The 13097-nt window shown below is 45.8% G+C and carries 12 protein-coding genes; 4 read left to right on the top strand and 8 right to left on the bottom strand.

Annotated elements, in window-relative coordinates:
• Positions 1 to 680 precede the first annotated feature (680 nt).
• Positions 681 to 1280 (bottom strand): methyl-accepting chemotaxis protein, encoded by a 600-nt coding sequence (locus JZI27_RS12650; protein WP_280207715.1) that lies wholly within the window; start codon positions 1278 to 1280, stop codon positions 681 to 683.
• Between the two features lie 321 nt (positions 1281 to 1601).
• Here JZI27_RS12650 and JZI27_RS12655 point away from each other — a divergent pair, with 321 nt between their 5' ends.
• The 3 genes from JZI27_RS12655 (at position 1602) to JZI27_RS12665 (ending at position 3282) form a co-directional block, all read left to right on the top strand.
• A complete protein-coding gene (locus JZI27_RS12655; protein WP_280207716.1) occupies positions 1602 to 1889 on the top strand; it encodes a hypothetical protein in 288 nt (95 codons plus the stop codon).
• A 118-nt stretch (positions 1890 to 2007) separates the two neighbouring features.
• A complete protein-coding gene (locus JZI27_RS12660; protein WP_280207717.1) occupies positions 2008 to 2424 on the top strand; it encodes a hypothetical protein in 417 nt (138 codons plus the stop codon).
• A 48-nt stretch (positions 2425 to 2472) separates the two neighbouring features.
• Positions 2473 to 3282 (top strand): hypothetical protein, encoded by an 810-nt coding sequence (locus JZI27_RS12665; protein WP_280207718.1) that lies wholly within the window; start codon positions 2473 to 2475, stop codon positions 3280 to 3282.
• Here JZI27_RS12665 and JZI27_RS12670 read toward each other — a convergent pair.
• From JZI27_RS12670 to JZI27_RS12690, 5 genes are all read right to left on the bottom strand, one after another.
• Positions 3279 to 6545: a DEAD/DEAH box helicase gene (locus JZI27_RS12670; RefSeq protein WP_280207749.1), complete on the bottom strand. Its 3267-nt coding sequence runs from the start codon at positions 6543 to 6545 to the stop codon at positions 3279 to 3281. The two genes, JZI27_RS12665 and JZI27_RS12670, sit on opposite strands and share 4 nt — an antisense overlap.
• Positions 6546 to 6690: 145 nt before the next feature.
• Entirely contained in the window at positions 6691 to 7710 is a 1020-nt protein-coding gene (locus JZI27_RS12675; protein WP_251245035.1) for an ABC transporter ATP-binding protein, read from the bottom strand.
• 18 nt (positions 7711 to 7728) lie between these two features.
• On the bottom strand, positions 7729 to 8793 hold the full coding sequence (gene opp3C / locus JZI27_RS12680) for an oligopeptide ABC transporter permease (RefSeq protein ID WP_276531955.1): 1065 nt from the start codon (positions 8791 to 8793) through the stop codon (positions 7729 to 7731).
• Positions 8790 to 9722: an ABC transporter permease gene (locus tag JZI27_RS12685; protein ID WP_280207719.1), complete on the bottom strand. Its 933-nt coding sequence runs from the start codon at positions 9720 to 9722 to the stop codon at positions 8790 to 8792. Before JZI27_RS12685 ends, opp3C begins: the two co-directional genes overlap by 4 nt.
• Before the next feature lie 94 nt (positions 9723 to 9816).
• Positions 9817 to 11484 carry a peptide ABC transporter substrate-binding protein gene (locus tag JZI27_RS12690; protein WP_122908151.1) on the bottom strand — a complete coding sequence of 556 codons (1668 nt, stop codon included), beginning with the start codon at positions 11482 to 11484 and terminating at the stop codon, positions 9817 to 9819.
• 138 nt (positions 11485 to 11622) lie between these two features.
• Here JZI27_RS12690 and JZI27_RS12695 point away from each other — a divergent pair, with 138 nt between their 5' ends.
• On the top strand, positions 11623 to 11997 hold the full coding sequence (locus tag JZI27_RS12695) for a DUF3899 domain-containing protein (RefSeq protein ID WP_183184860.1): 375 nt from the start codon (positions 11623 to 11625) through the stop codon (positions 11995 to 11997).
• A gap of 62 nt (positions 11998 to 12059) precedes the next feature.
• Here JZI27_RS12695 and JZI27_RS12700 read toward each other — a convergent pair whose 3' ends face one another.
• Positions 12060 to 12830, bottom strand: a complete 771-nt coding sequence (locus JZI27_RS12700; RefSeq protein WP_122908153.1) for a LamB/YcsF family protein — start codon at positions 12828 to 12830, stop codon at positions 12060 to 12062.
• 12 nt (positions 12831 to 12842) lie between these two features.
• On the bottom strand, positions 12843 to 13088 hold the full coding sequence (locus JZI27_RS12705) for an acetyl-CoA carboxylase (protein WP_122908154.1): 246 nt from the start codon (positions 13086 to 13088) through the stop codon (positions 12843 to 12845).
• Positions 13089 to 13097: the final 9 nt, after the last annotated feature.

The following is a 13097-nucleotide window of genomic DNA, read 5'->3' on the forward strand; positions in this document are numbered from 1 at the left end:
CAACATTTTTTTCTCTACAAAGGTTGCTGCATCATGAATAGGTTCAAATAGCAAGTTCGTAATCTCCTTCCCTTCTTGATGCATAACTAGCTGCGAATAATACAACTCCTCATATTCCGTTTAATTGAAGGTTAGGCTCCATGTCGGTAAGAAAACAATCAGCAAGTATCAAAAATACGTATATTTTACACTGGAAATGCCTTATTCGCTTTTTTCTCAATCATTCTTGCCTGAAGAACCTATTACCATGCCTCACTATTTGGATTCATGCGATCCTGTAAAGAAGTGAAAATGCAGCAATACCAGCCACTGTTTTGCGAAAAAAGTGGTTTTGTGGAACTCAATATGCAAATATTGGTATACATCTTGAGATTATACATTTCTCATAAACTTGTCAACGCAGGATTCGACAAATTATGACTGCTTCAGCAATTCTCTCAGCGGGTCATTTTCCAATTTGAATGAACAATGGCTTTGCTGCACTTTCTCTCATTTCCTGATCACACGATAAACTTCCCAATGCTCGTTTTCAGTACGTTTGCATTTCCGTTTAGATATGCAACAGACTCTTGAACCGTTTCCATGGCAGACATCTGATTTTCGATCTCAAGAACAACCTGTGTAGCTGCTGACGATGATTCCTGTGCAATGTGGTGCAGAGAAGATACGGTTGCGAGAATTTATTGAGAGCCGGCTGACATTTCCTCTGCAGTAGCGGATACCTCTTGGATTTGGGAATCAACCTTGTGGGTCACGTCAATCATCGATTTGAACAACCCTCCAGCTTCACTGGCTATTTCCAAACCGTGATCCACCTCTTTCGTCCCATGATTCATGGACGAAACAGCTCTGTTTGTTTCCGATTGAATTTCTGTGATAAGCTGCGAAATTTGCTGCGCTGACTGATTCGATTGCTCTGCCAGCTTTCTTACTTCATCTGCTACGACAGCGAAGCCACGTCCAGTTTCGCCTGCTCTTGCTGCTTCAATCGCAGCATTCAGAGCGAGGAGATTGGTTTGTGAAGCAATGGCTGATATCACTTCTACGATTTGTGCGATTTCTTGGGAACGGCTGTCCAGCAGATGAACCACGGAAGCGGTATGATACACGGAGGTACGAATCTCATCCATCTGTGTCATCATTTGCGTCATGGCGTCATTACCACGATTGGCCTGTTGCGTCATATCCGTGGATATTTCAGCTACGATGAGCGGAGGTTGTGGGAATACCTCTCCTAGCTTCACCCCAAAATCGAGTATGCCCTCTGGCTTGATCCGCAATGGTTTGTTTAATCACTTAAGCTACGGTAAGGGACAGTCCAATCAATAAAACGCTCAGGCATGAAAAGATAAAATTCTTTGAGAAAAATGATAATTTCATACTATGACCTCCATATCTTCCTGTCGTACGTGAAAATGGGCTGCAATCTTTTTCATTTTCTTCAAATTTTTACACACATAGCTCATCATCCTTTACCTTTGTATCGGAATGTAACGGCAGAAATTTAGTTATTTTACAAATATCGACAACAAACTACAAATATTATCTTAACAGAAAATGAATTCTTTCTCTTCTTTTTACAGGACCAACTAGCGCATGAGATGGAAACAAACATTCAAAACTCGTGGTTTGTATTCTCTTGGAATCAAGAAGGAAAAATTCGAATTACCGATCTTGAACGTAATGAAATTCTGTCTGCCAGCCAATATCTGGCCGAATATGGTGAAATCTATAATGCACTCAGCCCCACTCTTCCGAAGGGATCTGCGAGCATTACATTTGATAAGGCCCTAGATCTTGCTGCTGGTTCATTGATTGAGCTTCGTTCCGAGTCATTTGCTGGAAGATTGAACAAGCCATTGATCCATCAGGCAAAAGTGACAGCATAGCCCGGAAATCAAGGTCAACGTAAAAACCAAGTATAAAAAGGATGTAAAAGTCTTTCGAGAAACCTTAGCCCTTTATTTCAGGCCAAATGTAACCGAAGTCTACCGGAAGAATCGAATCGTGGATACACGCGGATTTCAATCCCATTACTGTCTGGATCATGAAGGAGTCCGATTTGGCGCTGGCAAACAGTCAGCTCTGCTCTATCATCCGTCGAAGGTCTCTTCCCTTGAACTGAACACCGGGAAAAAAGAGTTGATCATCAATCTGGATCACATGGGCGATCATCACTATGTTCAACAGACGACCAGCAATCAAGGGGGCAAGGTGCGTCACCCTTCCGAGTACCGTACCAATGAAGAGCGTGTTGATTCCTTTTCCCTCGTGGTCGGCTATCAACCCAAAGTAATGGCGAGATTTATAAGTCAGCCCTATGGATATTTGGCTACCCACGTGTGGACGGAGCACGCAGATAAACAAACACTAGAATCTAATCGCGCTATCTACTTCGGCTCGGAAAAAAGTACGCAAGCTTAGCAGGCGGTTGGCGGTTTCGTCAAGCATCGGATTCCGGTGACCAAAAGCGTGTTCTACTCCAATCCCTATTACAAGCCGTACTTACGCTCCCATATTGCCATCGAGCAGCATCCGCAATTTCTTTCCTTTCTCGATGAGCTGTATAAACAGGGAAATGAGATTGTTCTGCACACGCTGTACCCTTTTGAGCTCCGTCATTATCAAAGGACTACGGAAAATATCCTGGCCTTTATGAAAAATCGTTTTGGCAGTGTCACTTGGATCGATCATGGATACCTGAAATCCAGCTTTGCGTTTGATGCACTTGATAAAAAAACACCCCACTATCTGGCACAAATGTGGGAAAAATACGATACGAAATATTTTTGGCACTATAGCGCAGAGGATACCATGTATCAATACAGTGGTAAAAACCTGTACGAGCTGATCCATAACCGAGGTGTTTTCATCAATCATACGTATCTGGCACGAGTACCTTCTTCGGAACGTGCAGGTCGCTTTATGATTCGGAATGCCAATGGCGAATGGGTCATCCATCCTGCTTTCGATCAGCTGTTAAAAAAGCTGTCAACCCTACGAGATCAAGGTGATCTGTATTTGACCACGGTGCGCGATATCATGAATTACTGGATTGCAATTTCCCAGGTTCGCATGGAATATGCCCCGAGTGGTGCTATCTGGTTACATAATCAAGGTAACCAGAAAATATCCGGCTTATCGATGGCAACGCAAAGCAAGGAAGTCTATGTGAATGGAAAAAAACCTCTCCAAAGAGAGGCTGATGGGGAGCGAATCTCCTGGTTTGATCTGGAGCCTGGCGCACGAGCTGTGATCTCCAGCAACCCAGCTGATCATTAAGCAAGCATCAATATTTCTCGAATCTCCTCTTCTGTAAGTGCGGACATGACTTCTTCGCCAGGCTGAACGACTTCATCAAGAAGGTGCTTTTTCTTTTGTTGAAGCTCATGCATCTTCTCTTCTACGGTACCTTGACTGATGAGTCTGATGACTTGGACGATCTTCTTCTGTCCGATCCGATGCGCACGATCTGCTGCCTGCTCCTCAACAGCAGGGTTCCACCAGAGATCGTAGAGGATCACGGTATCAGCTCCGGTCAGATTGAGTCCGGTTCCCCCTGCTTTCAAGGATATCAGGAACAAATCTCGCTCCCCTTCATTGAACCTGTTGCACAACGTGACACGTTCGGAAGCGGGAGTTTTTCCGTCTAGATAGAAATAAGATACGCCAAGCTCGGTCAATTCTCGTCCGATGAGTCCAAGCATCTCAGTAAATTGGCTGAAGACCAGGATGCGTTTGCCTGCATTTTGACATTCTTCTATTGTCTCTAGCAATTGCTCGAACTTCGCCGAGCTTCCTTCGTAGTCTTCCACGAACAATGCTGGATGACAGCATAGCTGGCGCAACCGTGTCAATCCGGCCAGAATCTTGATACGATTTTTCTGGAAGTCTTTATCCTGTAGATGCTTCAACGTTTCCTGCTGCAATTTGGCCAAGTAGGACAAGTAGAGCTTCTTTTGATCTGGCAAAAGCTCCGAGGTTTGCATAGACTCGATCTTCTCCGGCAATTCCTTTAGAACATCACGTTTCAAACGGCGCAACAAAAATGGTTTGACTCGTTTGGCTACCACTTGCGGATGCAGCTCGTTGAATTTTCGTCTACTTGGAAAGAGAGCTGGCGTTACTGCATCGAGGATGGACCAGAGCTCCTCCAGTCTGTTCTCCACCGGGGTACCGGTTAAGGCAAAGCGGTAAGTCGATTGAATTCTTTTTACAGCTTGTGCGGTTTGGGTCGCATGGTTTTTGAAAGCCTGTGCTTCGTCCATGATCAGGGTATGAAAAACCGATTTTGCAAAATGGTCGTGATCCCGCCGAACGAGGGGATACGAGGTAATGATTACATCCGCATCCTCCATTTGCTTATACGCCTGCTGTCTCTCATCTTTGCTTCCATCTGCCAGTAGGGTTTTGATCTGAGGTGCAAATTTTTTCAATTCATTGCGCCAGTTGTACATCAGCGAAGCTGGTGCGACCACGATCGCTGGTCTCTTCTGCTCCCTGATTTCCGGCAATACGGAGACGAGAAAGGAAATGCTTTGCAGCGTCTTGCCAAGCCCCATGTCATCTGCCAATATGCCTCCAAAGCCATACTGCGCAAGCGTCTTCATCCATTGATAGCCATAGACCTGATAATCACGCAGGACAGCGCTCACACCGTCCGGTACAGGAAAGTCCAGATTGTCCGGGTTCCGCATGTTTTCCAATAGACGTCGCAAGGATTTTCCCAGCTGTACGGTTTGGCTGGATTTGATGTCCAGAAAACGCATGCCGTGAATCAAAGGAAGCTTCAGCTGGCTTCCGTCCAGATCCTTTTCACGGAAGCCGATCTCGTCCAGAACATGGTTCAGCTCATCAAAAGCCTCCCCTTCCAGCGGCATGAAGGCACCATCAGGCAAAGAATAATACCTGCGTTTCTCTTCGACCGATCGCAGCACATTGCGAATCTCGGATTCTGGTATTCCATCGAAATCAAAGGTCACTTCCAGCCAATTGGTTCTTTCCTTCATGTCCACCTTGATTTTGGGTGGTGCTAGATTGGTATACACCCTGTTTTTCACCGATGTCGTTGCGTATACCTTGACGAGCTTTTCCATTTCTGGCAACACATGATAGAGAAAGTCATACTCTGCTTCGTCCTCTTCCAGATAAAATCCGCCTTCTGTTCTCGTAAACAAGCTTTGCTCTAATAGTTCCAGGATGCGTTGCTCTTTTTCTGTATCTCGAACCAGAATGTGCGCAGATGTCCTCTTTTTTTCATCCAGTGGGTCAATGACGATTTGTCCATAATGAAATTCCAATCCCGCTAACAGTCGATCCTTTACGCGATCCAAAAAAAGTTTGGCCCTAAGCTCTGTTTTTAAGATTCGATCCGCGATCGTCTTTGCAATTTGCACGTCTCCCAGCTTCATCAAACCCGGAACGACATGCTCCATGAAGGGGTCCATTTGTTCGGGCAGCAATCGAACGAACCCATTTGAGGATGCTTCCATCAGCTGCTTTAGCTTGAATAATCGCGAACAGTGCTCTCTGGATAAGGAATGGATTTTCCCCCCGTACAGGATGTGACCGTAGTCCTCCATCACCGTCAACTGTTCAAACCCCTTCACATGTAGCAGGTAGTGCTGACCCTGTGGGGATTCTTCCTGATCCAGCTCAAAATGAAGCGGAAGTGAATCTTCTGCCTTCATGACTCGATCATGCGTAACCTCACCTTGAGTGAGTTTCGCCGAGGGAGCTTGCAATAAATGCGGCAGCATCTGTTCCCACAGTACGGGTGGAATCAAAAGATATCGATCACCGTTGCGGCTGCTATGATGACTGCTCTGGAGATTACTTGCATCCCGGTACATCGTCTCGTTTTGATAGACTTGCATAAGCTGTTTGATAAGCACTTCATTTTCGGCATGAAAACAATGCTGTTTGGGATCATACGTAAAATGCTTCGAGAATACGAACGTTTCCCCTCTGATAAGGCTGCTGAGAAAATCCCGGATTTTCTGGACGATATATAATCTCTTTGACCCTAGCTTCATTTCGATACCAAACATAAACTGACGATATCCGTAAGGGATTGTCTTGACGTTGAATTCTACATCGAGGGTTTCCCTGGTATCAAATCGGCTACGTCCAATTAGAGCCGCCTTTTTCTGTTTAGCTGGCACCTGGAACAAATCCAGAACACTTTTCGCCACATGTGCATCTCGAGAAGGATGATCCTGTTGCCTATATTCGAATGATCGGGGAGCTCGATAACCGTTTTTATTTTCATATAGGAAGATCAGTACCCCCGCGATATGCTGGCAATATTGATCATAGGAAGACAATGAGGGGCATGTACACGCTGCCTGTAATTCCTGTCTCGGTTCCTCTTGGATGGTGACCGTGAAGTCTTCCTTTGCATGAACAATTCCTTGGTATACGCCGAATTCTTCATCACAGACGACAAGCTCGATCTTTCGCTCGCGGAAGTATACTTCGCCCTTCTCATAAGCCATTCGTCCGCAAAAGGATTGAATTTCTTTCCTCGTTAACTGAAAACCCATCATCTGATTCCTTTCTGTTGCTTTTATCATCCGTGCAGCTTTTCTTCATCATACCATGACTAAAAAGAAAAAAGCTCTCTCGCGCAGTCGTTTTCACATGGAAACAACTGAACAAAAGAGCGAATGTATGTTTTCTTTTTATGGATTACAGACTTCCTTGTGCCTGGAATATTTCCTTGGCTTTTTGAGAGCGCTGATCATGCAGCCAGCAGGAAGTCAGATGTTGATCATCCAGCCTGGTCTCTGGCGGAGAATGGTGATGGCAAACCTTCATCACATACGGACAGCGTGGGGCAAAAGCACAACCAGCCCCTAGCCTGCTCACATCTGGTGGAGAACCCGGAATTGGGACGAGTGGCTCCTGACGATTGGCATCCAGTCTCGGCATCGACTTCAGCAAGCCTTTGGTGTAAGGATGCTGCGGATTGGAAAAGATCTCATCGGTCGGTCCGATTTCTACGATTTCACCCGTGTACATGACCGCGACACGCTGGGCCATATTGGCTACTACACCGAGATCGTGCGTGATCAGGATGAGACCCATTTGCGTCTGCTCCTGAACACTTTTCATCAAATCAAGGATTTGTGCCTGAATCGTGACATCGAGAGCGGTAGTCGGCTCATCCGCAATCAATACATTGGGACGGCATGCTAATGCAATCGCAATGACGACGCGCTGTCTCATACCACCTGAGAACTGATGGGGATAGGCTTCGATTCTCTCTTCCGCGTTCGGAATCCCAACCAACTTCAACATCTCAATCGCTTTTTGACGTGCCTCAGCTTTAGTCAAAGTCTGGTGCTGCACGAGTCCTTCCATGATCTGCTTGCCGATCTTCATGGTCGGATTGAGAGAGGTCATCGGGTCCTGGAAGACCATCGAAATTTCCTTCCCACGCAAAGCTTCGATCTCGCGAGGAGAATACTTCAAGATATCCTTATTCAAGTAGTGGATGCTGCCATCTGTAATTTGGGTCGTCTGAGGCGGCAGCAAGCGCATCAGGCTTTTTGCTGTTACGGATTTTCCTGATCCGGACTCTCCCACAATAGCTAAAGTCTCGCCTTTTTTGAGAGAAAAGGAAACCCCGCGAACTGCCTGGATGACTCTATCTTGGAGGTGAAAAGAGATACGCAAATTTTCAACAGAGAGGATTGTCTCGTTCATCAGATACCTATCCCTTTCCTATTTTTTCATTCTTGGGTCGAGAGCATCGCGAAGTCCGTCAGCCAACAGGTTGAAGCTGATCATCAATACGCTGATGATAATACCCGGAAATACGAGTTTGTAAGAGAAATACCGCATGGCAACATATCCGTCCTGGATGAGCATCCCCAAAGATGCGAGAGGTGGTTGTAGACCCAAGCCGATAAAACTCAGGAATGCTTCGAAAAAGATTGCACTGGGAATCGTGAACATGATTGTTACCAGAATTGGGCCAATGGCATTTGGCAGCAAATGCTTGACGATCAAGCGAGAGTTGGAAGCTCCCAATGCTTTGGAGGCAATAACAAACTCCTGCGCTTTGATTTGAAGGATTTGTCCGCGTACGACACGCGCCATACTTACCCATCCAGTTACAATCATCGCTAACACAATCGAGAATATCCCAGGTTCCAGGATCAAGATAAACAGGATGATTACGATCAGGTTTGGAATCCCTACCAGCACCTCGATGATCCGCTGCATGACGTTGTCGAGCTTGCCACCGTAGAATGCAGAGATACCACCATAGGCAACCCCAATGATCAAATCGAGGATCGCTGCCAAGGAAGCGATGAGCAACGAAATTTGTGTCCCCTTCCAAACTCGCGTCCAGAGATCACGTCCGAATTCATCCGTACCGAACCAAAAATTCTCTGTAATTCCCCGTTTTTCATATTGGTCTACACCGTTGTTGTCTCTTCCGTCCAGTCCGAGCCATTCAAGACCGGCGACTTTTGGAGGCAAATTGGTGAACAAGAGATTTTGTTCGTCATAGGTACGACCAGACATTTGCGGACCTACCAAGGCCAGAAACGTAATCAACACAATCATGATCATGGACAAGACGGCACCTTTATTCTTCAATAATCGCTGCCAGGCATCTTGCCATACGGATTTCATGGGACCGCTAATTTGTTCTTGCAGACTCGAGTCCACAGGCTCTGGGACGAACAGATCATCACTGATGGTATCCCGAGGGGAAACAGTGGAGACGGATTGTGGAAGCTGTATATTGTTTTTGTTCTTTTCTAGTTCCATGCTCATCCTTTTTGTTTTCCTCCTCGCAAATTGATTCGTGGATCCAAAAGCCCATACAGGATATCTACCAAGAACACCATGAAGATAAAGAGAAAACTGTAAAACAAGGTAATCCCCATAATCACACTGTAATCATTGACAATGACGGACAATGAGAACTGCTCCCCAAGTCCTGGTACAGAGAAGATTTTTTCAATGACCAAAGTACCAGTCATGATATTAATCGCCAATGGCCCCAGCATGGTGACGACAGGAATCAACGCATTTCGCAGTACGTGGCGAATAATCACCTTGCCGTTATTCAAACCTTTCGCACGAGCAGTCAAAACGTAATCCTGGCTGATCACATCAAGCATTTCCGTACGGATAAAACGGGCCACGGTCGCAATCACTGTAACGGACAGCGCAAGCGTAGGCAAAATGGTATATTCGTAGCCTTTCCACAGGGCAGGCGGTAGAAGTCCCCATTTCAAGCCAACGTAATACTGCAAGAGTGCTGCAAAAACGAATGATGGAATCGACATCCCCAGTACAGCAAGTGTAACCGAGGTATAGTCCAGCAAACTATTATGACGCAGGGCCGAAGCGACCCCCAAGACCAGACCAATCAAGGTACCTAAGACTAAAGCCTGAAAACCGATTAGCGCAGAAGGTCCAATGCGCTCTGATATGACTTCTGTCACACTTCTGCCGACATACTTGTATGAATCACCCAGGTCACCTTGGACCAGATTGCTCATGTATTTCAAATATTGAATAGCAACAGGCTGGTCTAATCCGTATTTGGCGTTCAAGTTGGCCAGCTGCTGCTCGTTTAGTCGGTCGTTATTAAAGGGCGTACCTGGAAGCATTTTCATCAAAAAAAACGTCGCGGTCGCGATAACAATAAGTGTGACCAGCATATATCCCAACCGTCTAAGCAAATATGCTCCCACTTCGTCCACCTCATCTCATTCCAGCATCATATTGTACATCCTTACAGGGGCAAAGAGGATGCTCGCAGGCACCCTCTTTACGTGTATCCCTTTTTTATTTCGCGATATCTACCCATAGGTAGTTGTTTGATGGTGCGGTTGGCAGGTATACATAATCCTTCACGAACTCTTTTTGCAAGATAGCTAGTCCCTCTTGGTACATCGGAGCAATCGCCACATCTTCTTCAATCAGGATTTTCTCAAGCTCAACCATTTGTTGGAAGCGCTTTTCCAAATCAGTGTTTACTTTTGCTTGTTGAACCAGTTCATCGTATTTCGGGTTGGAATACTTCATGCGGTTTGCAGAACCACCTGTTACCCACATGTCGATGTAAGTCATAGGGTCAGCGTAGTCTGGTCCCCACGTACCCAGAGAAAGATCGTATTGAATCGCTTTCTCAATTTCTAGGCGTTGGTTGGAAGGCACGTTTTTCAACTCGAGAGTCAGACCTGGGAGGTTTTTCTCCAGTTGGTTTTTCAGGTATTCACCGATTTTTTTCGATCTGTCTGTATCAGCCGCGTTGACGCCCAATTTCACTTCGGTTACGCCAGCTTCTTTCAGACCTTGCTCCCACAGAGCTTTTGCTTCATCCACGGATCCTTTTTGCAAGTCACCGTTGTACTCTCTGAAGTCTTTACCCGAAGCATCCTTCGAGAAATTCTTTGGTACGAGACCGTTCAGCGGCGAAGAACCATCATTGAGAATAACATCAGTCAAACCTTGCTTATCCCAAGCCATTGCAATGGCTTTACGGACGTTTTTGTTTTTAAGGACAGGATGCTCATGGTTAAAGCGGAGGAAATAGATAGTAGGTGTTTCAATAATATGGAATCGAGGATCTGCTTTGAACTGGTCCACGTAGGAAGAGTTCAATTCAACACGATCCAATTGTCCGGATTCAAACAAAGTAAGGGCAGTAGAAACGTCTTTTACAACATAACCATCAATCTGATCGAGTTTGATGTTAGCTGCATCCCAATAGTTCGGGTTTTTCACGTAAGTCCAGCCTTGGTCATGCTTCCAATCTGTCAGCATGAATGGACCGTTATACAGCGCATTGTCGAATTCGAGACCGTATTTGTCGCCTTTGCTTTCGACAAACTCTTTCTTTTGCGGATAGAAGGTTGGGAAGGACAGCAATTGATTAAACAATGGGTTTGGATATTCCAGCGTTACTTCCAGTGTCTTGTCGTCGATTGCCTTGACACCCAGTTCGTCTGGCTGTTTCTCACCTTTTTCGATCGCAACCGCATTTTTCACAGCAAGCGATTCAAACATAAAGCTGTAGTGACCAGCTTCGCGGAAGACTTTTTTCCAAGAAAACTCGAAATCGTGTGCTGTAACAGGTGAACCGTCGCTCCATTTTGCATTGTCGCGAATGGTGAAGGTGTGGACCAGATTATCCGCGCTCACATCATGCTTTCCAGCGATTGCGAGATAAGGTTGTCCATTTTTGTCACGACGATAAAGTCCATCCATCGTGTTGTTCAATACGGTAAACGAAACCGTTTCATGGACATGTGCAGAGTCCAAGCTAGGAATTTCGTCCGTATTGTAGACCTGCAAAACTTTTTTGTCGCTTTTTGGCTGTTCGGTTGTGGTGCCTCCGTTGTTGCTTGGTGCTGGTGCTTGGCTGTTCGACTCACCTGAGTTGAAGTTACATCCGGTCACTGTCAATGCTGCCATCAACGTAAGAGCCAGGAATCCATTTCTTTTTTTCATAGTGCCCCCCTACCATCCAAATCTAGTGTATAGACGTTATATCCATATGTGGATATACTATATAAAGTACAATTTTTCTGAACTCTCAGTCAAGCCTTTATGAAAATATTCCTAATAAATCGAAAGGTTTTTTCACCTATGACAAAAACTCAACAAACTCTACTGAATCTATCACCTGTATTAGGTGCATGTTTATACACGCTTCTAAGTGAAAAAATCTCCTCCTTCCTCGCCTGGATTGATGGAATCACCTACTCCTCGTTGCTGTTGTTGATGGTATCCGGTGTTCTATTTATACGAAATGGCAAATTCTTCAGCGCGTTTGCAAACAGCTGCAAGCGTTTTTTTAGCTCCTTACGCAAAAAAGAAGCCTACATTCGAGAACGAGAAGGACGAAAACAGCACATAGGATATCAGTCTCGCTCTCTTCCGTTTTTACCTGTTTTTGGCGTTGGAATCTCTTATTTTCTTGTCAGCCTGCTACTCTCTTTTTTATATGTTTTCGTATTATAGGGATCGGTATGCGCAAGGAAAAGGCTGATCACGCCCTGCATAGTAATCAGCCTTTTCTTTAGCTAGGATATCTGCCAACTTTTTTTCACAGAACGAATTTCGATGCCTTCATTTTTAAAAGCAGCATGAATCGCTCTCGTTATCTCCACAGCGCCTGGAGTGTCTCCATGGATACAGATCGTATCCGCTTTTACATTGGCGTCCTTGCCGTCCGGTGTACGTACTTTTCCTTCCTTCACCATCCGTACTACACGATCAGCCATTTCCTGCGGATTGGTGAAAGTAGGCCCGGTGCGAGTCAGAACAATCGAGCCATTTTCGGTATGCTCTCGATCAGCAAAAACCTCCAGCGCTACCGGAATCCCCATCTTCTGACCCATCCATGCAACTGCAGAGCCGTTCAACGCAAATATCACTAGTTTTTCCGATATCATCGCCAAACCTTCCAGAATGGCTTGGGCAATCTTCTCGTCTGACATCGCCATCATGTACAAAGCACCGTGCGGCTTGCAATGATCCAGATCCAGCTTGTAGGCCTTGGCAAATTCACGCAAGGCTCCCGTTTGGTAGATGATGTAGTCTCTTATTTCCTCTGCCGTGCAGGTCATATACCTGCGCCCGAAGCCCATCATGTCAGGAAAACCTGGGTGAGAGCCTATACTGACTCCATACTCCTTGGCTAGCTGAACGCTTTTTCTCATGACATGTGGATCTCCCGCATGGTAGCCACATGCGATATTGGCAGAGGAGATCAGCTTCATCATCTCTTCGTCGTTACCCAACTGGTAATTGCCGAAGCTTTCTCCCATATCACAATTCAGGTCTACGTACATGATCCCGTCCCCTTACTTCGTCAGCGTGACGAGCTCTTGTCCTGCGTCCACCAGCTCTTCATCACCGACGACAAATTGGTCCACGACCCCGTCTTCTTCCGCCTTGATTTCATAGTAGTTTTTCATGACCTCGATCAGCCCGATTACATCGCCCACCTTGATCGCCTCGCCTGCTTGTACGAACTCCGGACTATCCGGACTTGGTCTCCGATAAAAAATACCAGGCAATGGGGATACGATTGCTGTTTTTTCTGCCATATTCGATTC

It is taken from the genome of Brevibacillus sp. AY1 (genome assembly GCF_029870785.1).
In the GTDB taxonomy this organism is placed as follows: domain Bacteria; phylum Bacillota; class Bacilli; order Brevibacillales; family Brevibacillaceae; genus Brevibacillus; species Brevibacillus invocatus.